Raw genomic sequence first — 22415 nt, 5'->3', positions numbered from 1 at the left:
TTATTCAGGGGTCATGGTTTTCATACTGTCAATTTTGGCCATGATGGCACCATGCTCTTCTTGCATCATTTCATGCTCTTTCTCCATATTTTGATGTTCTTGCATCAATTGTTCATGCATGGTCATCATTTCATTGATTTGAGCTTCCATTTCAGCTGCTGATTTTTCGCCAAAATCTGCTTTTAAGTCTTTATGTGCCTCAATAATTTCATCATGCCCTTTTAGCATGGCATCATGTTGCATTAATATGGTTTCATGCTTGGCCATATCTTCGAGCATCATGGAGTCTTTTACTTCCATATTGTCCAACATTGCTTTGTATTCTGCATGTTTCTGTGACATGCTCTCGTGCACCGATTTAAACTCGGTATGTGTTTGGGCAATGCTATCGTGTTGCAGTTGCAGCTTGTCAAATTTTTCAGCAAGGGCTTGCTTTTCGGTATTACAGCTTACGATAAAGAGTGTAAGCGCTAAAGTGTAGAATATCGTTTTCATTTTTTTAGTTTTTCTAAAGTTTGAGAAAAAAAACGATATCCTATGACTGAAATACGATTTTGTTTGATGCAATCAAATCAAAAAATACACCTACTTTAGGATGTGCCACGCTTTAGCAAATAGGTGTAAATCCAGGTTAGTGTAAAGGTTGGAATGATGTCCAATCCGGGGATGAGCTCTTCGGCAAAGGCAATTAACCCCGCTGCTTGCCCTACCCTGCCCTTATAGAGTCGGGTCATGAGCCAACCCGCAATAGGTGCCCAGATAACATCGGAGAACTCCCCAATTCCCGGAATCATAAAGGATAGCATACCAATACCATCAAACAACAATCCCAAAAAGAGATTTCGATACTTTGGGTCTTTCTCTTCTGCCATTCAGGAAAATTAGGAAATCCGCATGAAATGGGAAAATCCTCAGGATAAATCCGAACTTATCAGCTTTAAAAATTCGTTGCGAGTCTCAATTTTTTCAAACTGTCCTCTAAAACCAGAGGTTGTGGTCACAGAATTCTGCTTTTGTACCCCTCGCATCATCATGCACATGTGGGCCGCTTCAATGACCACCGCAACACCCTTGGGTTTTAAAGTATTGTTGATGCATTCCAAAATATCATGGGTCAGTCGTTCTTGCACTTGCAATCGTCTCGCAAAAACATCAACCACGCGAGGAATCTTGCTCAATCCCACAATATGTCCATTGGGAATATAAGCCACGTGTGCTTTTCCAAAAAACGGCAACATATGGTGTTCGCATAAAGAGTACAACTCAATATCCTTAATGATTACCATATCATCATATTCCTCGGCAAACATGGCGCCCTTCAGAATTTCCTCCGCGTTCTGTTTGTAGCCTTGCGTGAGAAACAACATCGCCTTTGCTGCGCGTTCTGGGGTTTTTATTAACCCTTCACGAGTGACATCTTCACCAATATCATCCACAATTTTGGAGAAATGGTCCTTGACCTCGTTGGTAATTTCAATATTATACTCTTCCAGATTTCGATAGGGTGACATAGTTAACTTGTGGTATTTAGCTTCTTTGAAAAATAAGTGTTCAGCTTCTTAATTTTTGGGTCGATAATGAATTGACAATAGGGTTGTTGCCTATGATCATTGTAATAATTCTGGTGTTCCTCCTCAGCCAAATAAAACGGTTTTTCTTCAGTAATGGCAGTAACAATGGGTGAATCATAAATATTCTCCTTTTCCAAAAGAGCAATAAATTTCTCAGCCTGTTCTTTCTGTTCTTCGGAAGTATAAAAAACTTCACTTCGGTACTGAGAACCCACATCGTTACCTTGACGGTTCAGAGTGGTTGGATCATGCGTTGCAAAAAACACTTCCAACAACTCAACATACGACACCTTTGAAGGGTCAAATGTGATTTTAATCGCTTCGGCATGACCTGTCCTGCCTGTACAAATTTCACGATAGGCCGGATTCTTTATGGCACCTCCCGTATAACCAGAAAGTACCTCCACTACCCCATTGAGTCGTTGAAAAACGGCTTCGGTGCACCAAAAACAACCGCCAGCAAATATGGCGGTCTCAACTAAAGATTTATTTTGTTTATCCATTAAGTTTCAAAGTTAAACAAAGTTTATGGTTCTACCATCAGAATCGCTAGTTATTCGTTAGCTAATAGTCGTAATACCATTGGAAAACTTATTTCAAAGACCCATCTTTGCTCACTCAGCAGTATTCCGTATTTTCACCACGAGAAGTATTTTCATGATAAAGGCAACAAATATTCAAAAAAACTACGGGGATCTCAAAGTATTAAAAGGGGTCGATTTGGAAATAAAAAAAGGCGAAGTGGTATCCATTGTCGGGGCATCTGGTGCCGGAAAAACAACCCTTTTACAAATTTTAGGAACGCTGGATTTGCCATCAAATTCAGGTGAAAGCGCCCTTTATATCAATGACACCAACCTAACTACACTGAATGAAAAGAATCTGGCCCGGTTTCGGAACGAACACATTGGTTTTATCTTTCAATTTCATCAGTTGTTGCCCGAGTTTACTGCTTTAGAGAATGTGTGTATTCCGGCATTCATCAAAAAAACGCCGAAGGAAGAAGCGGAAAAACGCGCCAAGGAGCTTTTGGATTTCTTGGGACTGCAAGACCGCTATGACCATAAACCCAATGCCCTGTCCGGTGGGGAGCAACAACGTGTAGCCGTGGCACGCTCCCTTATAAACAGCCCCTCTGTAGTTTTAGCAGATGAACCCAGTGGAAATTTGGATTCAGAGAGTGCTGATAATCTACACAAATTGTTTTTCAAACTGCGTGATGAGTTTGGACAAACGTTTGTCTTGGTCACCCACAACCTTGAATTGGCCAATATGGCAGACCGAAAACTGACCATGGTGGATGGCCAAATTGTTTCCTAAAGTATGACCCAAGCGGAACTGAAGATATTTTTGGATGAAAAAGTGGAACAATATAATCACCCCCGATTTTTGGAGGATGATCCACTCCAGATTCCTCACCGATTTTCGAAAAAGGAAGATATAGAAATCAGTGGATTTTTAACGGCGACCATTGCCTGGGGCAATCGAAAGAGCATCATCAACAACGCTTCTAAATTGATGGAACTTTTGGACAACGCTCCCTATAATTTCGTTCTAAACCACACTCAAAATGATTTGGAAAAATTGACTCCGTTTGTCCACCGTACCTTTAATGGGTTGGATTTGGACTATTTTATCAATAGCCTCAAAAATATCTATGAAAATCATGACGGTTTAGAGACTGTGTTTAGTAAAAATCAGGAAAAGAATACATTACAGCCTGCTATTTCAAAGTTCAAGGAAGTATTTTTTGAACTCCCCCATTTGCCCCGGACCACAAAGCACATTTCTGACCCCAACAAAGGTTCAGCGGCCAAACGCATCAATATGTTTTTGCGTTGGATGGTTCGTGATTCCAATACGGGTGTGGATTTTGGTCTTTGGAAAAGCCTACAGCCCTCCCAACTGTCCTGTCCGTTGGATGTACACTCGGGCAATGTAGCCCGGAAATTAAAATTGCTCAAACGCAAACAGAACGATGCCAAAGCATTATTGGAATTGGACAACAAATTGCGAAAACTAGACCCCACCGACCCTGTTAAATACGATTTTGCCCTTTTTGGACTTGGGGTTTTTGAAAAGTTTTAGTGAATTATAAAAGAAAAAACTTGCCGAATGAGTTCCAGCAAGCTTTTCCTGTTTTGTTCGTTATTTTACAAATGGATAGGTCTGCCCTAAAATAGTAATGGTAGAATTGGCATAGTTTATTTTGATGTCCTTAAAATCAGCAATATCAACATCTAAAATTCCTGATTCAATATTTCGGGGAAGCAATACAAAATGTAAGGATTCTTCAACGGTCAAGGTATAGTCGAGACCCGATGAACTTGTGCCATTTTGGGAGCCATCCAACAGATATTCATCGTCCCAAATATTCAAAGGTGTATCTTTTCCTTCTATCCAAGTTCTAGTGGAATTTTCTTGGTATTCGATAACCGAGCCATCCTGCTTGGTGATTTTTCCATTTTGGATAACAACATCATATTCCAAATAACCATCCGTATTCTCGCCTATATTTTCCACTACGTGGGTTCCCTCAACTTTATAATCGTTGTGGTAATAGTCGGTAAACGTAGCGGTATGAATACTGCCGGGTTCCCCATACCAATTGGTGGAAACTATGGTGATTTTTCCTTTTCGGGTCACACCATCCACTCCCAGAACCCCAGTTTTAAAATCAACGGTTATGGTTTTGGGAAAGGTTGAAAAATCTGCTGGCGCTATTGTTATTTCGGTATCCATGGCTACGGTTTCCCCCAATTTAGCTTTTGCAGTGGAGGTAGAACTTTCTGCTGATAACACAGCATCGCCATTGTTGTTGCCAATATCCTGAAATACCTTATTTACAATGACATATTCAGATAAAGCATTCAGGGCATCTTCTGAAGAAGTCCCAGGTTTTGGGTCATCTTTGTCGCAACTACAGAACAGCACGACCAATGTAGGAATTAGTAGTTTTTTCATAATAGATAAGATTTGTTACTACAAAAAAACTCAATTTTCCTGGAATTTACGTACTCAGAAGCATCTTTTTTTAACGGTACACTTTGGTTTATAGAACTTTAGCAAATGTGCATCAAATTTTCAAGGTGTTGGCAACCCTCCAAATCCGTAATCGGGTTCTAAGTCAAGCGTAACTTTTTGCCCACCTTTCGCTATGGATTCATAAATGGCTTCACAGATGATCATATCCCGTTTTCCCATTTCACCTGGGGCAACATTCGGAGCATCAAAAAGTATGTGTTTCGCAAAATCATCCATTTGTAATTTTTGCTGACTTTCATGAGGGAACTCAATCACATCACCTTTGGAGGTTCTTCCGCTCAATGGGCCATAACTGTTCGCCGGTTGCAATTCAAACCATCCTCTTTCTGCCGATACATACATGCTATTTGCATTGATGTTGTGGGAGGTCATAATATTCCCAACCGCGCCGTTAGGAAATGTAAACTGTGCCGTAATGGTCTCATCGGTATCCTTAAAATATTCTGGACGGGTGCTATATTCTTGTGCAGTAACTGAAATAGGGTTCTGTCCTGAACCATAAATGGCACTTTGAATGGCATAAACGCCCATGTTGAGCAAAGCTCCACCACCCGATAGCTCTTTGTTCAAGCGCCATTGGTCTGGATTACTGCCTGAGTAATAACCTGCATCAGCTGAAACATATCGGACAACCCCAAAGGTTTTTTCCCGAACAAAACGCTTCACTTCATTGGTATATGGTTCAGATTGTAACCGATACCCTATTCCCAGCTTTACACCAGCATTTTTACAGGCTTCTATAATGGCATCACATTCTTCAACACTGACCGCCATAGGTTTTTCACAGATGACATGCTTGCCAGCTTTGGCAGCTCTGATACAAAATTCGGCATGCATGCTATTCGGGAGGACCACGTAAATTACATCAATGTCATCGTTCTTGGCTATATCGTCAAAGTTCTGGTAGTTATAGATATTCTTTTTGGGGATGTTGTATTTATCCGCCCATATTTGTTCTTTTTCCGGTGTTCCTGTTACAACGCCAGATAGATAACAGTGCTGTGTATCTTGCAAGGCAGGTGCCAATTGATAGGTACTATAGCTCCCCAGTCCCACCAAGGCAATGCCCAATTTCTTTTTGTCCTGTTCGCTCCCCATGGCACAGGCCAACGGGGTTGCAGCCATGATTGCGGCTGTTCCCATGCCTTTGGCCATTAAGGTGTTGAAATTTCTTCTGGATAAATTTTTCATTGATAACATGTTTAGTCAGTGTGTCTTAAAGTTAACAATAAAGCCATAACATGCATACATGACCATTCTTTTTAACAAAGTATGGGATAGTCATGCCATATCCAACAGAAAATCGATACAGTTGATTATTTTAAATCAGCATCGGTTAGAGTTTTCATGAAGGCAATCAATGCTTTCTGTTCTTGCGCTTCCAAGTTCAATGAATCTGGAGGTAAGGTTTGATAAGGCACATCCAGGCCCATACCTTGCCCACCTCCAACATTATAGAAGGTGACCACCTCTTCCAAGGTTTCATAAACCCCATTGTGCATGTAAGGTGCAGTCAATTCAACATTGCGGACCGTTGCCGTTTTGAAAAAATTTCGTTTTTCTTCCACTTTATACGGATGATATTGACCTGGGTCATCATCTAAAATAGGATGCTCAAAACTAGCATTTTTAGGAACTCCAAGATTCTCGAACTCGGTTTCTTCATATTTTGGAGGGACCGTACCATTAAATGCGGGTGGAAAATGGCAGGTGGCACAGGCTGCTTTTCCCATGAAAAGATTGAATCCCAATTTTTCCTCATCGGTCAATGAGTTTTCCAATCCTTGCATATTCCTGTCAAACTTTGAATTGAACGGGGCCAAGCTTCGAATGTAGGTAGCAATGGCATGACGCACATTCAAATTGTTTACTTTACCGGCATAAAGACTATCAAATGATGATTTGTATTCCATATTTTCCATCACTCTTTTTTCCATGGTGTTTAAATCCATATGAAATTCGTTTTCATCATTTACAACATTTACAATTTGATCTTCCAAGCCGGTAGCCCTTCCATCATAGAATAAGGTGGTTTGATACACCGCATAGGATAAGGTGGGTGTATTTCGTTGTAATTCCACCCCGTTTATGCCCAATGCCTTTGGGTGCCCATCGGTAAATGCTTTTTCCTTGACATGGCATGTAGCGCAGCTAATGTTGCCCGTGTTGGACAGGGACTCATCGTTAAAGAGCTTTCGGCCTAGCTCAATGCGTTCATCATTGATGGCAGGTGACCCCTGCAATGAGAAGTTTTTAATGTTGAAGAAATCCTTTGAAAAAATATTCGTGGCTGTGGGATTTAAAGGTCTTGAGGTATTGAGTTCGATTCCCCAATCTTTGGCGGTACGGTTTACAAGCTCCAATTGTTTGTTAGTGTGATTTTTTATAAAATCATAACGGTCAAAACTATCAAAATTCCCGGATTGGAGAACCTGAATGGTCTCTGCAATTTCTTCCGACCATTGGTTGTAGAGGGTTTTATCCTGAAATGCTTCCTCATAAATATTCAAGACAGTGGCCAGACTTTCGTAGTTGTAAATGGCCTCATTCAAGGAATTGGACAACATTGGCGAATCAAATCCGGTAATTCCCTTTGTGGCAATGTTGACGATGGCATCCCTAATCATTTTCAAATGGTGCCGATCTCTTTGTGTATAGAGAATATGATTCTTTCTGATAAAAGGTATCCGAACCTTTAAGTACGTTAAGACAACATTCACATCTTTGTTGGAGATGGAATCTTCGGCATATAAAAGTTCCTCCAATACTTGATAACTTTTTGGCTTCAACCGTTTGATGTCCGTGTAGTCATCTATCTCCACTTTAAGAAGGTTTGGCGCATTCATGGACAAATAATTCTGATTGTCATAGGCAATCAGCATGGGTTCGGCCCTTTTGTACCACTCCCTACTCTTTAAAAAGTTGACCCTGTTCTCCTCTACTGTCTTGGAAGTATCCAGTTTTTGGATGTAAAAGGAAGCACTGTCCAACGTTTGAAAGTAATGGTTTCTAATGTCCTCATTAAATAGAGACTCCTTATCCATTGAAGTCTCCCTTTTGATTTTCTCCTCTTTTTTGCAGGAAAAAAATAGGATTGATATAAGAAGTAAACAATATATGCTTTTGGATTGGTGCCTCATTTGTGTGGATTTTTTAAGGAACAAAAAGGTTCCCTTGAATAGAGAACCTTATTGTTATCACGTAGTAGATTATTCTATTAGTTAAGCTGGGCCTATCTTGGTAAACCGGTAATTTTGAAAATGACCGACCCTTCCAAGGTGGCAGCAGCTTCATCAATTGCTGTTGGATCTACAAACTTTGCGCCATCTGCTCTATAGGTTGCAGGGTTGCCACTATCAAATGACCATCCGTGTACTTGAGCACCACAGATAAACACAGGCTCAGCTGAACCAAGAACATCAGTGACATCAATCATACCCGTAATTTCCCAGTAAGAGTCAGTATCTCCGATTCCAAGGGCAGCGGCGGCTACCTGATTACACTCCATGACCTCTATAAAGTCCCCGGTCATGATGTTATATTGCCATAGTTTGGCATATCCCTGAATATCAGCATTTAAATCTGCGTAACCGTTGGGGTCCTCTTGAATGTAGGCATAGTTTTCGGTTACAACAATGTTGTCGGGAGAATGCATTCCATCTCCTTTTCCGCCTTCAAGGTCGCCATCAATGATCACAGTGAGTTTGGCATCGCCTGTTGGGTCATCTGGATTGAGCTCCAACTTGTACACTCTACCAAATGAAGTTCCTCTATTGGCCAAATCTGGATTGTCTCCACGTATTCTACCAGTTGCGTTGAAGAATACATTTCTATTGTTCTCAGCAGAACCTCTTTGCCAATCGATGTCTTCAATTCTTTGGAATCCTATGGCAACTGAATCAATAGCTTCCTGGTTCAATTCTTCAAGGGTCCTTTCGGTCATTTCTACCCATTCCACATCATATTCGATGTCCTCAGCCATACCCATTTCAAATTTAAGGCCGCCTCCGCCAATAGCGGTTTCAGTGGTGTCCTTCCCACGCAGAACGTACAATTTGCCTCCATAAAGGTCACCCCTTGAAGCTACGTACATGCCAAAGTGGGCCGATGGATAAACATTTTGACTGTCATCGTCACCCATAAAAACTACAGTTTGAGTGGGGTAAGCATCTTTTCCGATAACAACGGCATTCTCGGTGGACCACTCACCCAAAGCTGGCAATCTTTCGGCCTCTACCCGGTCATTTGTAGAACGGAACGGATTGATTTTGTATACTCCTTTTGCGTTTCCGCCCCATTCACCGCCGGAAAGATAAAGTGGGCCAAAACCATGCTCCTCAACCGTAATGGAAGAACCGGAGCACTGTGCGGTAAATGCTGTGGCGGTAGAGTTTACAATATAATCTCCTTCTAAAGGGCGTAAGTCTGAGTCTACTCTAATTCTAGCAATGGAATAGTCTGCCTCCAAGTTGTTTATCAAGGCAAAAGTTCCATCTTCTGCTGGATAAAGCGCTGCTCCATCAGTGTACGACCCAAACACAAAAGAGGGGTCTGAGGGAAGAATATCTGCAGAGGACATAATCATCTCTAACTGAGCCGTACCAGCGTACGGACCTTTAAATTCAAACATAGAGTTTGGGGTTACGGAACTCATGAGTGGTTCAAGTTCGGCAATGGTAAGATCTTCACCATCCTCTCCATCTTCACCGTCCTGACCATCAACTCCATCGGTGCCGTCCACGCCATCAACACCATCTATTCCATCGCGTCCGTCTTCTCCGTCACAACTGGTTAATCCAAAGCTGACCATGGAAACCAGTGCCACCCCAAGTAGTAATCTTTTCAAATTCATAATTGTATAGTTTTAGGTTTTCGTTTGATTCCAAAACTATTTAGGGCACTTTAGAGTTTGGTTATCTCAATATATTCATTGGATTAACGCTTTTTTAAGAAAAGGTTACAGTGTAAAGTTTTGATGATGCTAATGTTCCTTAAATATCTATTAATTGTTAAGGTCGCATTCCGTCGGAGTTAAGAGTGAATTTCAATCAAAATACTTACTTTTAGCGTTAGACTAATTCAACTTTATACAATGAGAAAAACTTATCTTGCTCTAAGCATAGCTTTATGCACAACCATTGCCATTGCCCAAAACAGAAAACTTCCCATTGATACCACGGTTACCACCCAACATTCAGTTACCATAAAAGGTGTCAATATTAATTATACGGCCACCACCGGCACGCAACCGGTATGGGACGAAATGGGTGAACCTATTGCATCGCTTCATTATACCTATTATACAAGGGACAACGTAAAAAATAGAGCCGAGCGTCCCTTACTGATTTCCTTTAACGGAGGTCCTGGCTCGGGTTCGGTATGGATGCATTTGGCGTACACCGGTCCCAGAGTCCTTAAAATTGATGATGAGGGATACCCCGTTCAACCCTATGGCGTGGCCCAAAACCCCTATTCTGTGTTGGATGTGACCGACATTGTTTACGTAAACCCAGCAAACACAGGATATTCCAGAACCATTCCGGAAACTGGTGAAAAGGTACAGCGTGATAAATTCTTTGGAATCAATGCGGATACGGAGTATTTGGCAGAATGGCTAAATACCTTCGTAACCCGAAACAACCGTTGGAGATCTCCAAAATATATTGTTGGTGAAAGCTATGGAGGAACCCGTGTGATGGGACTTTCTTTGGCGCTTCAAAACCAACAGTGGATGTACCTGAATGGCGTTATCATGGTTTCTCCTGCAGATTATAAGGTTTTCCGTGACAACGACCCGGTATCAAGCGCATTGAACCTCCCCTATTTTGCTGCTGCTGCTTGGCATCATAAAGCCTTGCCGGCCGCATTGCAGAGCAAGGATTTGTTGGAGGTATTGCCCGAAGTGGAAGATTACACCATTAATACGTTGTTGCCTGCCATTGCCAAAGGTGGGTTTATTCCAGATGCAGAACGAAACGAGGTGGCCAAGCAAATGGCCTACTATACTGGATTGAAGGAAAAGGACATTTTAGACCACAATTTAGATGTCCCCACTGATTTTTTCTGGAAGGCGCTATTAAAGGACAAAGGCGGGTATACCGTAGGAAGATTGGATAGTAGATATCTGGGGATAGACAGACAGCTTTTTGGGGACAGTCCAGATTACTCCCCTGAATTGACCTCGTGGTTGCACAGCTTTACCCCTGCCATTAATTATTACCTACAAGAAGAGCTTGGGTTTAAGACGGACATCAAATACAATATGTTCGGTCCAGTACACCCGTGGAACAATGATGACGATAATGTTCGGGAAGACCTTAGGCAGGCCATGGCACAAAACCCCTATTTGAATGTTCTGGTTCAATCGGGTTACTATGATGGTGCCTGCACCTATTTCGCAGCAAAATATACTATGTCGCAGGTAGACCCCAGTGGCCGCATGAAAGACCGATTCGATTTTAAAGGCTACCGTTCTGGACACATGATGTATTTGAGGAGGGAAGACCTTCAAAAGGCCAATGATGATATTAGGGACTTTATCATACGAACCCAAGCCAATGGGAAGAGTGCCAAGTATTAGAGATTATAAATACGTTCTTCAAGATAGCGGCATAACCATTTTAGTTATGCCGTTTTTGCTTTTAAAATGTAACATTTTGACATTATTTCAAACTAATACATAAACAAAAGAATCATGGGAGGAGAAGGAAGCATGATGCATGCCATCAAAAGTTTAAAAGAAAATAGGAGTTTACTCAAAAAAAGGAAACTTCAATCCAAGGATGATGTTTATGGTAAAAAGAATGTGACAAAGCTTTACCTAAAGAAGTCCACTCCCAGAGATATTGCCCGTATCAAAAAAATGATGTTCATAGAACGGGAAAAAGAAAAAAGAAGAGTGTTTTATGCTGCCATTGCCACCATTCTAATCGTTTTTGTACTCTACTTGCTTTTGACATAGCCATATTTTCCTATTTTTAACAAAAACAGCACATGTTAAAAAAACAAACAATACTTTGGCTTATGTTATCTTTTCTTGGACTTTCAGGCTCATCAGAGATTATGGCTCAAGACTGGCCCAACTTGGAAAAATATAAAAAGGCAAATGCTGAATTGTCCGCTCCCGAAGAAGATGAAAACCGAGTGGTTTTCATGGGCAACTCAATAACCGAGGGTTGGTCCAATGCCAACCCAGATTTCTTTGCAAACAATCCCTATATCAATCGCGGAATTAGTGGACAGACCACCCCGCAGATGTTGCTTCGATTTCGGCAAGACGTCATTGAATTGGAGCCTAAAATTGTTGTGATTTTAGCGGGCACCAACGATATAGCCGGCAACACCGGTCCCATGACATTGGAACAAATACGCGACAACATCCTCTCCATGGTAGAACTGGCGAAGGTCAATAACATCTCCCCTATTGTTTGCTCTGTACTACCAGCGTACGATTACCCTTGGCGACCCGGCCTTGAACCCAACATAAAAATTCCAAAGTTGAATCTTTTGTTGAAGGAAATGGCGGATGAACAGAGCGTAATGTACCTCGATTATTTTTGGGCCATGGCTGATGAACGTAGTGGTCTTCCCAAGGAATTGACTACGGATGAGGTCCATTTGACCAAACAAGGCTATGCCGTAATGGAAAAATTAATTCAAGAAGCTATTGCAAAGGTCATCAGAAATGAAAACTAGTTTCTTTTTTGTCTTTTCACTTTGCACCCTATTTGGTTTTGGTCAAAATGAAATAGTGGTGAGCCCTGCCCTTGACGTGTTGAGGGAGTTTGACAAAGTCAGGGATTTTACCATGGATGCTTCCGGTTCCGAATCCTATTTTACCATTCAGTCCCAAACCGAGGATGTTTCGGTGATTTCCACTTCGTCAAAAACGGGAGATGCGTGGGGAAATCCCATGATTGCCTCTTTTTCAGGAACCTATAAGGACATGGAACCGTTTTTTGCCCCAGATGGGCTGCGTCTTTATTTTGTGTCGAACAGACCCTTGCATGATTCCATCAATACACCCAAAGACTTTGATATTTGGTATGTGGAACGCCTTTCCACCACTGCGGCATGGTCCCAACCCATCAATATGGGAACCCCAATTAATACAGAACATAATGAATTCTATCCCGCGGTAGCTGAAAATGGCAATTTGTATTACACCGGAGACCGTCCAGACTCCAAGGGAGAGGATGATATTTTCTTCAGTGAATTTAAAAATGGAACCTACTCGGAGCCCATTTCTTTGGGAGAAAGCATAAATACTGAAGGGTACGAATACAACGCTTACATTTCCAAAAACGACGATTATTTGATTTTTGGTGGCTATAACCGTGAAGATGGACAAGGGAGCGGTGACCTTTATATTAGTTTCAAAAATACATCGGGCGAATGGTCAAAAGCCCAACCCCTTCCCCAGCCTATCAATTCAAAACAAATGGATTATTGTCCGTTTATGGATGAAGCAACGAACACGCTCTATTTTACCAGCCGAAGAACTGCAGACCCAGAGGGACCCATGCACAATATGCAATCCTTGGTTCAATTTCTTAATTCCTATGAAAATGGGAACAGTAGATTGTACCAAGCCCAACTAGATGTTTTACAATTTCGCCCTTAGGTTTTGGAGTGTTATTTTTTTTTGTTAAATGACGTGTTCCAAATGGTATTTAGTTTCTTTGCAGTATGCGAAATCCCAAGGTAAGTATTTGTATTCCCTTTAAGAACACCGCACATTTTCTTCCCGAATGTTTGGATTCCATCCTGAATCAAACCTACCGTAATTGGGAAATTCTTGCCATAAATGACCATTCCAACGATGCCAGTTGTGAGGTTTTGCGCACCTATGCGGATAAGGATGACCGGATAAAAGTCTTCAACAATGAAGGAAAGGGCATCATTCCCGCGTTACGGACGGCTTACGGGCAAAGCATCGGAAAATTTGTCACCCGAATGGACTCTGATGACATCATGAAACCAAATCGGCTGGAGTTCATGGTGAACTCTCTATTGAAATCCGGAATGGGCCATGTGGCCGTGGGGCAAGTCAAATATTTCTCAGACCGAGGTATCAGTAATGGATACGAACGCTATGAAACTTGGTTAAACCAATTGACTGCCAAGGGTGAAAACTATAATGAAATTTACAAGGAATGTGTCATCCCCTCCCCGTGTTGGATGGCGTATCGCAAAGATTTTGAAGCTTGCGAAGGGTTTAGTCCTGACAGATATCCGGAGGACTATGACCTTACCTTTCGGTTTTATGAAAACGGATTAAAAATTATTCCCTGTGATGAAGTTCTGCACCTTTGGCGCGATTATGATACTAGAACCTCCCGCACCCATGAACACTACGCCCAGAATTACTTTTTGGACATCAAGCTCCATTATTTTTTGAAGTTGGATTATGATAAAAGTCGCCCTTTGGTCATTTGGGGCGCCGGATTCAAAGGAAAAACCATTGCAAAAAAACTAAAAAAGCAGAAAATCGATTTCACCTGGCTGTGCGACAACCCCAATAAAATTGGAAAGAAAATTTACGGCAAGTCACTCGTTCATTTTAACGCATTGGATAATTTAGACAATCCGCAAAGTATTGTAACCGTGGCCAATGAAGATGCCCAAAAAGAAATCAGGGCCTATTTTAACCAATTAAGCCAGCAACCCATGCACGATTATTTCTTTTTTTGCTGAGCACCCTTTACCCATCACCATTCATCCATCACCTTTCACCCTTCACCCTTCACCATTAACCATTAACCATTAACCATTGACCTAATTTACCACTCCCTTAACAGCGAAAATTATCATCCTGCACTATTTTAATCCCTATATTTGTTCAATCAAAGTTGGGAATGCAGTTTAAACATCCGGAAATTCTTTGGGCTCTCGCACTACTTGTCATTCCAGTCCTCATTCATCTTTTTCAATTACGGCGATATAAAAAGACACCCTTTACCAATGTGGCCATGCTGCAAAAAGTGGTCTCTGAATCCCGAAAAAGCAATAGTTTAAAAAAGTGGTTGCTGCTATTGACACGATTGCTACTATTGGCTGCCATCATCATTGCATTCGCCCAACCGTTTTCATCCACCGAGACAGCGCTAAAAGAGAAAGAAGCTGTGGTGTACCTGGACGATTCATTCAGTATGCAGGCCAAAACCAATGGATTGTCATTGCTGGAAAAGGCCGTGCAGGAACTTATAAGGAATATTGATGCTGAAACCGTGTTTAGTCTGTTCACCAATGAAAGCACCTATACCAATGTTACTATAAAGGATATTCAAAATATACTGCTGTCATTGCCCTATTCCCATAAACAGTTGAATCTTGAAGAAATTAGATTGAAGGCGGCAACCTTATTCTCAAAATCGAATAGCAGTGTCAAGAATTTGATTCTCATTTCGGATTTCCAACAACGGACTGCTTCTAACAATTCCACCGCAGATTCATTACTGAACACTTTTCTGGTTTCTGTTCAACCTAGAGAAGCCCAAAATGTGTCCATTGATTCCATTTATCTTGAAGATGAAATATCGGAACAACCCAGACTGATCGTTTTGCTTTCGGGAGGTTCTGAAGAGCAGAATCTGCCTATTTCGTTGTTCAACACGGATACACTCATTGCAAAATCCGCGGCTAAATTCAATTCCAATGGTATTGCTGAAGTGGTCTTTTCCATTCCCGGAAATCAAAAAATCAATGGAAGATTGAGCATTACCGAAAACGGTTTGAGCTATGATAATCGGTTCTATTTCAACATCAATGAACGTGAAAAAATAAAGGTGTTGGCCATCAGTGCTTCGGAAAATGATTATTTGGAACGATTGTATCCCGACACCGAATTTGAATTCCAGAAGTTTCCTTTGAATCAGTTAGATTATAGTGCTTTGGATGAACAAAATGTGGTGGTTCTGGACCATCTTCAATCTATTCCCAATAGTTTGCAAAATGTACTCAGAACGTTCAAGGATAATGGAGGTACTTTAATTGTGGTTCCATCAAATGAAAGCGACCTGACTTCGTACAATTCATTCTTATCCGCTTTTTCTCCCCTTCAATTCACTGAAAAAGTGGCCAGTAACACCAAAGTGACCTCCATTTCCTTCAACCACCCCCTCTATCAGAATGTATTTGAAAAGGAGGTGACCAATTTTCAATACCCAACGGTAAAGGAATACTTTAAGGTGCAATCGCGGATGTCCAAAATACTAGCCTTGGAAGGCAATGATGCCTTTTTAGTGGGAAATGATGGGTTCTATATGTTTACCGCCTCGTTGGAAACCGACAATTCCAACTTTAAAAACTCACCTTTGATTGTGCCCACATTTTATAATATGGCCACCTCAAGTCTTCAGGTTTCTGATATTTATCATACACTGGGGGAAATCAGTACAGTGGATGTTTCAACAAATCTGGGCAGTGATGAAATTTTGAATGTGTCCAAAACGGATTATGATTTTATCCCATTGCAACAGACCTATCCCAATAGGGTGCGACTGACCTTTGATGAGGACCCAACCTCAGATGGCATTTATACCATCAACCAAGAGGGCCAGGCGTTGCAAAATATAAGTTTTAATTATCCCAGAGCCGAGAGCAAGCTCAACTATTTGGACGTAGAAAGTATACCAAACTCCAATACGCAAGATTCCATTGCTTCCCTTTTTGAATACTTGGAGACGGAAAGCAATATTACCGCTTATTGGAAATGGTTTGTTATTTTAGCGTTGCTTTTGGCGTTGACCGAGGTAATCATCCAAAAATTCATTACATGAACATTCTGCTGAAGTCTGCAAAAATTGTGTGCCCAGACAACAAGGAGCTGCACTTGAAAAAGCGGGACATCCTTATTAAAAAGGGGATTATTGAAAAGATTGCCACCTCAATTGATACACCTTCAAATACGAAAGAAGTCTCCCTTAAAAATCTTCATGTTTCGCTCGGTTGGTTTGATAGCGGTGTGAGTTTTGGTGAACCCGGCCATGAAGAACGGGAAACTATTGCCAACGGACTTCACGTGGCCAGTAAAAGCGGATTTACGGATATTGTCCTCTACCCCAACACCTATCCGGTGCCTGATACCAGCTCTGATGTTGTTTTTTTGAAAGAACGCAGTCTTGGTAAAATAACCAATCTCTATCCTTTGGGAACACTGACCAAAAATGCGGAAGGTGTTGATTTAGCCGAGTTGTTCGATATGAAAAACGCTGGTGCCGTGGGCTATTATGATTTCAAACAACAGATTACAAATCCCAATCTTTTAAAAATAGCTCTGCTCTACGCCCAAAATTTTGAAGGATTGGTGTTCTCTCATCCACAAGACAGCCAAATTAAGGGTAAGGGCATTGTGCATGAAGGCGAGGTGTCAACTCGGTTGGGCCTCAAAGGAATCCCGGCCTTGGCGGAAGAGCTTCAAATTGCCCGGGATTTATTTATTCTTGAATACACTGGAGGAAAATTGCACATCCCCACCATATCAACGGCGGAATCCGTAAAACTGATTGCCAATGCCAAGAAAAAGGGATTGGATGTGAGCTGCAGTGTGGCCGTCCATAACCTGGTCTTTACCGATGCATCACTTGAGGATTTCGATACCAACTTCAAGGTTTCTCCTCCCCTAAGGACCAAACCCGATGTAAAAGCGTTGATCAAAGGCATAAAAGACGGGACTATCGATTTTGTCACCAGTGACCACATTCCTATTGATGTGGAAGGAAAACGGGTGGAGTTTGACAATGCCATCGATGGCTCCCTTGGTCTGGAAACCGCCTTTGGTAGCTTGAACAGCATCTTTGGTGCAGAAGAAGCTACTATGCTGTTGACCAAAGGCCGTAATCGATTTGGGTTGGAAACCCCTATTCTGAAAGAGGGCGAAAAAGCCTGTTTAACCCTGTTCAACCCAGATGGAGAAAGCACCTTTGGTGTGGAAGATATTCTGTCCACCTCAAAAAACAGCATGTTTTTGGGAACGCAACTTAAAGGCAAGGTGTACGGAGTAATCAATAACGACAAAACATCAATTTAATATTTTGAGCAAGCCCAATCCCGGAAAAACCACAGCCATAGTAGCCTACATCACCATAGTGGGCTGTTTAATTGCCATTACCATGAACTTGGAACCCAAAAATGCCTTTGCACGGTTTCACATACGTCAGGCCTTTGGGATACATTTGGTGTTTCATGTCTTGGCAATTGCATTGACCTTTATGGGCATTGTTTATCTGTCCATCCCCTTGTATCTTTTCTATTTGGTGCTTTGGGGTTATGGTTTTTTACAGGCGTTGAATGAAAAGACCCAACCCTTGCCCGTGCTGGGGTCTTATTTTCAAAAATGGTTTACCTTTATTTCTTAAAATTTTAAAATGTCCCCAACCCCACTCTCCTTGGAATACCTACTGCGTCCCTCCGCGCTTACATCAGGCAAAAAACCTGCCCTTTTTATGTTTCATGGGTATGGCAGTAACGAAGAAGATCTTTTTTCCTTTGCTTCTGAACTTCCAGAGGAGTTGGAGGTGATTTCCGTAAGAGCGCCGTATGATTTAGACCCTTTTGGGCATGCCTGGTATGCCATAAATTTTGATGCGGAGTATGGCAAATGGAGCGATGACGAACAAGCCAAGGAATCTCGAGACAAAATTGTGACTTTTATGGATGAGGCGATTGCTGCCTACAACTTGGATGAAAAAAATATTACGCTATTGGGCTTTAGTCAGGGTACGATATTGAGTTACGCTGTAGCCCTTTCATTTCCTGAAAAGGTGAAAAATGTGGTGGCATTGAGCGGCTACATCAATGAAAAGATCTTACGGGAAGATTTTACCGAAAAAGACCATAGCGAACTTCATATTTATGCCTCCCACGGGCAGGTGGACCAAGTGATTCCAGTGGAATGGGCCCAAAAAACCCCAGATTTTCTAAAGAAATTTAACGTTGACTTTACGTATGAGGAATTTCCCATTGGTCATGGGGTTTCTCAGCAAAACTTTTATTCTTTTAGGAAATGGTTGGTGGAACATATTTAAATTGGGGGGGTGTAATATGCAGTATACTGTCATTCTGAAAGTACGCAGTACTTGAAGAATACATTGGTCTTTCATAAGCAAAATGAGATTCTTCACTTCGTTCAGAATGACAAAGCTCAAAACTTGCTAATTGCTTCGGGTGTAGAGCAAGTGGTTGGTGGAAAAGATGTAAGTTTATGAATTGCAGCTATAAGATATTGCCCGTGTTAGCCGCTGATTTTTATTTACCGTTTAAACAGCTTATTTCGATACTGTTCCGTACAGGGGATGTAGATATTTTTTTCCCACCGATGAATTCTCTAGTTTTCTGGTCATAGATATCATAGGTTTTTTCTCCGTCCATGTTTATTTCCAGAATGGATTTCCGCTTGATTTTATTATGTAATATTTTTTGTCCCGCGTCTCCATTATGCAATATGATTAGAGCCAAACTATCTTGAACTTTTATAAAAAATCTTTTGTCCCAATTACTTTTTCCATTCCCTTCCTTTTTGAAAGGTTCAAATAATGGAAAATATTCTTTTTTATTAGATTCAAGGACTTTTAAACACACTAGATAATGATTGTACTTATTTTCCGTAATGCTTATAACTTCTCCTTTAAGTTTTAGGTCAAACTCATCAATGAATTTTCCCTTTCCACTGTCCAAAAAACAGGCTTTGCATAAAAAAAGAATTAGTGCAAATGATAAAATTTTGATTGTTTTTTTAGAGGCCATTTTTGAAATAGTTGCCAATGTTATTAGATATGAATCCATTTTTACTACTTCGACTTCGTGCAAGTAGCATACTGTCATCCTGAAAGTGCGCAGTACTTGAAGAATCCATTGGTCTTTCATAGGCACAATGAGATTCTTCACTTCGTTCAGAATGACAAAGCTCAAAAATTGCTAGTTGCTTCGGGTGTATAGCAAGTGGTCCAATAAAGTGAAATCAATACTCAAGTCGTCCTTGAGTTCGTACTTGATGATCAAGTCGCCCCAAAACTTTCCATCCGAAAAATCAGCAAGTATCCATTTGTGATTCAATACCTTGATCTTATTGATTTTAAAATCACTTTCCATTCCTTCGTAGGGAATCAAAGGATTATCTCCTGATGGTTCATTGGTTTCCAAAAGTTTATCCTCAATATAGCGCGATGGATTCTCCAAGTTGAGATGATCGTAATAGGCCAAGGCATCATCATTGTTTTCCAAAGTAAAATATTGCATATCCAATATTTTAAGCTGACTTTTTTGAACGGAATCTTGCAGCTGTTCCACTTCGTTCTTTAGACCTTCAACATCAGCGGTCATGGCTTTTTGCATATTGCTTGTGCTGATAAATTGGTACAAAGCCACCAAAGCGGCAAACACAAATAGATAAAGGAAAATTTTGTTCTTCATGTCTTTTTAAATCTTCAATTGTAGGTTATCATATGCCAAATGTATGTTTTTGGGCAATTCTTTTTCCACTTCTTCATGAAATCCCATGATATGGCTAATATGGGTGAAATAGGTTTTTTCAGCCCCAACTTCTTGAGCAAATGCAATGGCTTCCTCCAAATTAAAATGAGAGTGATGGGGTTCTTTCCGAAGCGCATTGACCACCAATACCTTAGCTCCTTTCATTTTTTTGATTTGGTCCTCCGCTACCCGCTTTACATCGGTCAGGTATACAAATTCTCCAAACCGATAGCCAAATACCTGCAAGCGATTGTGGTAGGCTTCAATGGGAACCACCTCCAAATCTCCCAATGCAATAGGTGTATCTTTTTTTACCTGTACAACTTGGACCGCCGGGGCACCGGGATATCGGTTTTCGCCGGCAAAAATATAATCAAAACGTCTTTTTAAAGAGGTAATTACACGTTCATGGGCATAAATTGGAATATCGCCCTGGCGAAAGAAAAAAGGTCGAATATCGTCAATACCTGCGGTATGATCGGCATGTTCGTGGGTGAACAAAATTCCATCCAGCTTTTCTATGGGATTCGTCAACATTTGCTGTCTAAAATCAGGGCCGCAATCAATTACGTAGTTAAAATCTTTCCATGAAACCAAGACGGAGACCCGCAATCTTTTATCCTTGGGGTCTTTGCTGAGACAAACTGGATGATCGCTTCCGATAACAGGTATGCCCTGGGAGGTTCCCGTGCCCAAAAAGGTAATGGTCATCTTATCATCCATTAAAATCAAAATTATAACTTATTTATTTAATAGATTGAATGAAGAGTGTAACTTTGTTTATCACAAAACTCTCGGATATGCCTACCGTACCAAGCAAAGAGAATGCTTTTGAAAACATCCCTTCCATTAAGGCAAAGACCCTTAGAATCAACTTGAATCCGAATATCTACGGAACGTTTGCCGAGATTGGGGCCGGACAGGAAACAGCCCGGCATTTTTTCAGGGCCGGAGGTGCTTCTGGCACTATTGCAAAAGCGATGAGTGCTTATGATAAATCCTTTAGTGATGCCATTTATGGTATTGAAGAGGATGGGCGGTATGTGACCCAATCCCGCTTGAAAAAAATGCTGGACCACGAAATGAAATTGGTGGAAGAGCGAATCAGTCGAGAAAGCAATCCAAACTATTTGTTCTTTACCTACGCGAACACGGTGGCCACGATAGATTTTTCAAAACGGTACAAAGGTCATGGCTGGGTGGGAATCCGTTTTCAATTGGATCCAGACCAAAAGGAGTACGATGAGATTGTCCTGCATATTCGTTTTAAACAAAATGAAGCCCGGTTACAACAGGAAACTTTGGGTATTTTGGGTGTAAATCTTATGTACGGGGCTTATTTTAAGTTTCACAAACCCAGAAAATTACTAAAGTATTTATACGATCATATAGATAAGGACACTTTGGAAATTGATATGGTCAATTTTACGGGGCCCAACTTTAAGGAGGTGGATAACCGCTTAATGAGCTTGCAGTTGATCAAGAATGATATGACCGATGCGGTCATGTTCGGTCCGGATGGAAACAACCTCTTACCAGCTGCGGTCCTTTATAAGAAAAATATTTTGGCTTTACGGGGAAGTTTTAGACCGGTGACCAAAGTGAACATGGACATGTTCAAAAAATCGTATGACATTTTTGTTCGGGAACAAACGGTGGAATATGAAAATACGATTGTGGTTTTTGAAATAACCCTTTCCAACTTAAAAGTTTCAGGAGAAATCGATGAACATGATTTCATGGACCGCGCAGAATTGCTCTGTTCCATGGGACATACGGTGTTGATATCCAAATTCCAGGAATATTATAAGCTGGTGGAATATTTCAACAATTACACCAAGTCCAAAATTGGCTTAACCATGGGTGTGAACAATCTTGTGGATGTTTTTGACGAGAAATATTATCGCCATTTGAGCGGAGGTATCTTGGAAGCCTTTGGAAAATTGTTCTTTAAAGATCTAAAAGTATACCTGTATCCTATGAAGGATCCAGAGACTGGTCAGATTATGACCAGCAACAATATTAAGGTACACCCACGGATGAAGGAATTGTACAAATTCTTTAAGTACAATGGAAAAGTGATGGACATTATCGACTATGACCCAGACATCATGCACATTTTCTCTAGGGATGTCCTCAAAAAAATCATCAATGGCGAAGATGGTTGGGAAGAAGAGTTGCCAGAAGGTATCGCCGAAATGATCAAAGAGAAACAGCTCTTTACCCGAAAAGTGCTTCCTGAGAAAGAAGAGGCGTAAATTCGATAGCCGGAGATTTTTCGCTACACTCAAAATGACAATTGGATTTCTCAATCGCAACTGTATTGCT

At 41.1% G+C, this 22415-nt stretch carries 23 protein-coding genes; 12 read left to right on the top strand and 11 right to left on the bottom strand.

Features of this window, described 5'->3' with window-relative positions; all coding sequences use genetic code 11:
- From AB1A65_RS11020 to msrA, 4 genes are all read right to left on the bottom strand, one after another.
- Complete coding sequence (locus AB1A65_RS11020) at window positions 1-495, bottom strand: hypothetical protein (RefSeq protein ID WP_366588942.1); 495 nt, start codon at window positions 493-495, stop codon at window positions 1-3.
- A gap of 95 nt (window positions 496-590) precedes the next feature.
- Window positions 591-872: a hypothetical protein gene (locus tag AB1A65_RS11015; RefSeq protein ID WP_366588940.1), complete on the bottom strand. Its 282-nt coding sequence runs from the start codon at window positions 870-872 to the stop codon at window positions 591-593.
- Between the two features lie 39 nt (window positions 873-911).
- Window positions 912-1511, bottom strand: coding sequence for a GTP cyclohydrolase I FolE (folE, locus tag AB1A65_RS11010; RefSeq protein WP_366588937.1), 600 nt, complete (start codon window positions 1509-1511; stop codon window positions 912-914).
- Window positions 1512-1513: 2 nt separating this feature from the next.
- Window positions 1514-2074 carry a peptide-methionine (S)-S-oxide reductase MsrA gene (gene msrA, locus AB1A65_RS11005; RefSeq protein WP_366588935.1) on the bottom strand — a complete coding sequence of 187 codons (561 nt, stop codon included), beginning with the start codon at window positions 2072-2074 and terminating at the stop codon, window positions 1514-1516.
- Window positions 2075-2228: 154 nt separating this feature from the next.
- Here msrA and AB1A65_RS11000 point away from each other — a divergent pair, with 154 nt between their 5' ends.
- Together AB1A65_RS11000 and AB1A65_RS10995 are read left to right on the top strand one after the other, a co-directional pair.
- Window positions 2229-2891, top strand: a complete 663-nt coding sequence (locus AB1A65_RS11000; RefSeq protein WP_366588933.1) for an ABC transporter ATP-binding protein — start codon at window positions 2229-2231, stop codon at window positions 2889-2891.
- Window positions 2892-2894: 3 nt separating this feature from the next.
- The gene (locus tag AB1A65_RS10995) at window positions 2895-3659 is read left to right on the top strand and encodes a TIGR02757 family protein (RefSeq protein ID WP_366588931.1); all 765 of its coding nucleotides are present in this window, start codon (window positions 2895-2897) and stop codon (window positions 3657-3659) included.
- 60 nt (window positions 3660-3719) lie between these two features.
- Here the strand turns inward: AB1A65_RS10995 and AB1A65_RS10990 are convergent, their stop codons facing one another.
- The 4 genes from AB1A65_RS10990 to AB1A65_RS10975 all read right to left on the bottom strand — a co-directional run bounded on the left by AB1A65_RS10990 (window position 3720) and on the right by AB1A65_RS10975 (window position 9468).
- Window positions 3720-4535 carry a hypothetical protein gene (locus AB1A65_RS10990; protein ID WP_366588929.1) on the bottom strand — a complete coding sequence of 272 codons (816 nt, stop codon included), beginning with the start codon at window positions 4533-4535 and terminating at the stop codon, window positions 3720-3722.
- A gap of 120 nt (window positions 4536-4655) precedes the next feature.
- A complete protein-coding gene (locus AB1A65_RS10985) occupies window positions 4656-5807 on the bottom strand; it encodes a Gfo/Idh/MocA family oxidoreductase (RefSeq protein WP_366588926.1) in 1152 nt (383 codons plus the stop codon).
- Window positions 5808-5932: 125 nt separating this feature from the next.
- Window positions 5933-7660 (bottom strand): cytochrome c peroxidase, encoded by a 1728-nt coding sequence (locus AB1A65_RS10980; protein WP_366588923.1) that lies wholly within the window; start codon window positions 7658-7660, stop codon window positions 5933-5935.
- Window positions 7661-7848: 188 nt separating this feature from the next.
- Entirely contained in the window at window positions 7849-9468 is a 1620-nt protein-coding gene (locus tag AB1A65_RS10975) for a phosphatase (RefSeq protein ID WP_366588921.1), read from the bottom strand.
- A 240-nt stretch (window positions 9469-9708) separates the two neighbouring features.
- Here AB1A65_RS10975 and AB1A65_RS10970 point away from each other — a divergent pair, with 240 nt between their 5' ends.
- From AB1A65_RS10970 to AB1A65_RS10930, 9 genes are all read left to right on the top strand, one after another.
- Complete coding sequence (locus AB1A65_RS10970) at window positions 9709-11196, top strand: carboxypeptidase (protein ID WP_366588919.1); 1488 nt, start codon at window positions 9709-9711, stop codon at window positions 11194-11196.
- Between the two features lie 114 nt (window positions 11197-11310).
- A complete protein-coding gene (locus AB1A65_RS10965; RefSeq protein WP_366588917.1) occupies window positions 11311-11577 on the top strand; it encodes a hypothetical protein in 267 nt (88 codons plus the stop codon).
- Between the two features lie 62 nt (window positions 11578-11639).
- Window positions 11640-12311, top strand: a complete 672-nt coding sequence (locus tag AB1A65_RS10960) for an SGNH/GDSL hydrolase family protein (protein WP_366588915.1) — start codon at window positions 11640-11642, stop codon at window positions 12309-12311.
- On the top strand, window positions 12301-13239 hold the full coding sequence (locus tag AB1A65_RS10955) for a hypothetical protein (protein ID WP_366588912.1): 939 nt from the start codon (window positions 12301-12303) through the stop codon (window positions 13237-13239). Before AB1A65_RS10960 ends, AB1A65_RS10955 begins: the two co-directional genes overlap by 11 nt.
- A 65-nt stretch (window positions 13240-13304) precedes the next feature.
- Window positions 13305-14312 carry a glycosyltransferase family 2 protein gene (locus AB1A65_RS10950; protein WP_366588910.1) on the top strand — a complete coding sequence of 336 codons (1008 nt, stop codon included), beginning with the start codon at window positions 13305-13307 and terminating at the stop codon, window positions 14310-14312.
- Window positions 14313-14473: 161 nt separating this feature from the next.
- A complete protein-coding gene (locus tag AB1A65_RS10945) occupies window positions 14474-16396 on the top strand; it encodes a BatA domain-containing protein (protein ID WP_366588907.1) in 1923 nt (640 codons plus the stop codon).
- Window positions 16393-17646 (top strand): dihydroorotase, encoded by a 1254-nt coding sequence (locus tag AB1A65_RS10940; protein WP_366588905.1) that lies wholly within the window; start codon window positions 16393-16395, stop codon window positions 17644-17646. Before AB1A65_RS10945 ends, AB1A65_RS10940 begins: the two co-directional genes overlap by 4 nt.
- 4 nt (window positions 17647-17650) lie before the next feature.
- Entirely contained in the window at window positions 17651-17974 is a 324-nt protein-coding gene (locus tag AB1A65_RS10935) for a hypothetical protein (protein ID WP_366588902.1), read from the top strand.
- 9 nt (window positions 17975-17983) lie between these two features.
- On the top strand, window positions 17984-18643 hold the full coding sequence (locus tag AB1A65_RS10930) for an alpha/beta fold hydrolase (protein ID WP_366588899.1): 660 nt from the start codon (window positions 17984-17986) through the stop codon (window positions 18641-18643).
- Between the two features lie 220 nt (window positions 18644-18863).
- Here AB1A65_RS10930 and AB1A65_RS10925 read toward each other — a convergent pair whose 3' ends face one another.
- From AB1A65_RS10925 to AB1A65_RS10915, 3 genes are read right to left on the bottom strand one after another with little or no spacing between them, the layout of a single operon-like run.
- On the bottom strand, window positions 18864-19526 hold the full coding sequence (locus tag AB1A65_RS10925) for a hypothetical protein (RefSeq protein ID WP_366588897.1): 663 nt from the start codon (window positions 19524-19526) through the stop codon (window positions 18864-18866).
- 6 nt (window positions 19527-19532) lie between these two features.
- Complete coding sequence (locus tag AB1A65_RS10920; RefSeq protein WP_366588895.1) at window positions 19533-20027, bottom strand: hydrolase; 495 nt, start codon at window positions 20025-20027, stop codon at window positions 19533-19535.
- Window positions 20028-20033: 6 nt separating this feature from the next.
- Window positions 20034-20810, bottom strand: a complete 777-nt coding sequence (locus tag AB1A65_RS10915) for an MBL fold metallo-hydrolase (protein WP_366588892.1) — start codon at window positions 20808-20810, stop codon at window positions 20034-20036.
- A 77-nt stretch (window positions 20811-20887) separates the two neighbouring features.
- On the opposite strand from AB1A65_RS10915, the gene AB1A65_RS10910 reads away from it, so the two are divergent.
- Entirely contained in the window at window positions 20888-22345 is a 1458-nt protein-coding gene (locus tag AB1A65_RS10910) for a TonB-dependent receptor (protein WP_366588890.1), read from the top strand.
- Window positions 22346-22415 lie beyond the last annotated feature (70 nt).

Source organism: Allomuricauda sp. ANG21, assembly GCF_040705235.1.
Lineage (GTDB): Bacteria > Bacteroidota > Bacteroidia > Flavobacteriales > Flavobacteriaceae > Flagellimonas > Flagellimonas marina.
This window is presented reverse-complemented; position numbering and strand designations above follow the sequence as displayed.

Coding starts and splice junctions, on each gene's coding strand:
- AB1A65_RS11020 (WP_366588942.1), bottom strand. CDS start 495: ATGAAAACGATATTCTACACTTTAGCGCTTACACTCTTTATCGTAAGC.
- AB1A65_RS11015 (WP_366588940.1), bottom strand. CDS start 872: ATGGCAGAAGAGAAAGACCCAAAGTATCGAAATCTCTTTTTGGGATTG.
- folE (WP_366588937.1), bottom strand. CDS start 1,511: ATGTCACCCTATCGAAATCTGGAAGAGTATAATATTGAAATTACCAAC.
- msrA (WP_366588935.1), bottom strand. CDS start 2,074: ATGGATAAACAAAATAAATCTTTAGTTGAGACCGCCATATTTGCTGGC.
- AB1A65_RS11000 (WP_366588933.1), top strand. CDS start 2,229: ATGATAAAGGCAACAAATATTCAAAAAAACTACGGGGATCTCAAAGTA.
- AB1A65_RS10995 (WP_366588931.1), top strand. CDS start 2,895: ATGACCCAAGCGGAACTGAAGATATTTTTGGATGAAAAAGTGGAACAA.
- AB1A65_RS10990 (WP_366588929.1), bottom strand. CDS start 4,535: ATGAAAAAACTACTAATTCCTACATTGGTCGTGCTGTTCTGTAGTTGC.
- AB1A65_RS10985 (WP_366588926.1), bottom strand. CDS start 5,807: ATGAAAAATTTATCCAGAAGAAATTTCAACACCTTAATGGCCAAAGGC.
- AB1A65_RS10980 (WP_366588923.1), bottom strand. CDS start 7,660: ATGGATAAGGAGTCTCTATTTAATGAGGACATTAGAAACCATTACTTT.
- AB1A65_RS10975 (WP_366588921.1), bottom strand. CDS start 9,468: ATGAATTTGAAAAGATTACTACTTGGGGTGGCACTGGTTTCCATGGTC.
- AB1A65_RS10970 (WP_366588919.1), top strand. CDS start 9,709: ATGAGAAAAACTTATCTTGCTCTAAGCATAGCTTTATGCACAACCATT.
- AB1A65_RS10965 (WP_366588917.1), top strand. CDS start 11,311: ATGGGAGGAGAAGGAAGCATGATGCATGCCATCAAAAGTTTAAAAGAA.
- AB1A65_RS10960 (WP_366588915.1), top strand. CDS start 11,640: ATGTTATCTTTTCTTGGACTTTCAGGCTCATCAGAGATTATGGCTCAA.
- AB1A65_RS10955 (WP_366588912.1), top strand. CDS start 12,301: ATGAAAACTAGTTTCTTTTTTGTCTTTTCACTTTGCACCCTATTTGGT.
- AB1A65_RS10950 (WP_366588910.1), top strand. CDS start 13,305: ATGCGAAATCCCAAGGTAAGTATTTGTATTCCCTTTAAGAACACCGCA.
- AB1A65_RS10945 (WP_366588907.1), top strand. CDS start 14,474: ATGCAGTTTAAACATCCGGAAATTCTTTGGGCTCTCGCACTACTTGTC.
- AB1A65_RS10940 (WP_366588905.1), top strand. CDS start 16,393: ATGAACATTCTGCTGAAGTCTGCAAAAATTGTGTGCCCAGACAACAAG.
- AB1A65_RS10930 (WP_366588899.1), top strand. CDS start 17,984: ATGTCCCCAACCCCACTCTCCTTGGAATACCTACTGCGTCCCTCCGCG.
- AB1A65_RS10920 (WP_366588895.1), bottom strand. CDS start 20,027: ATGAAGAACAAAATTTTCCTTTATCTATTTGTGTTTGCCGCTTTGGTG.
- AB1A65_RS10915 (WP_366588892.1), bottom strand. CDS start 20,810: ATGGATGATAAGATGACCATTACCTTTTTGGGCACGGGAACCTCCCAG.
- AB1A65_RS10910 (WP_366588890.1), top strand. CDS start 20,888: ATGCCTACCGTACCAAGCAAAGAGAATGCTTTTGAAAACATCCCTTCC.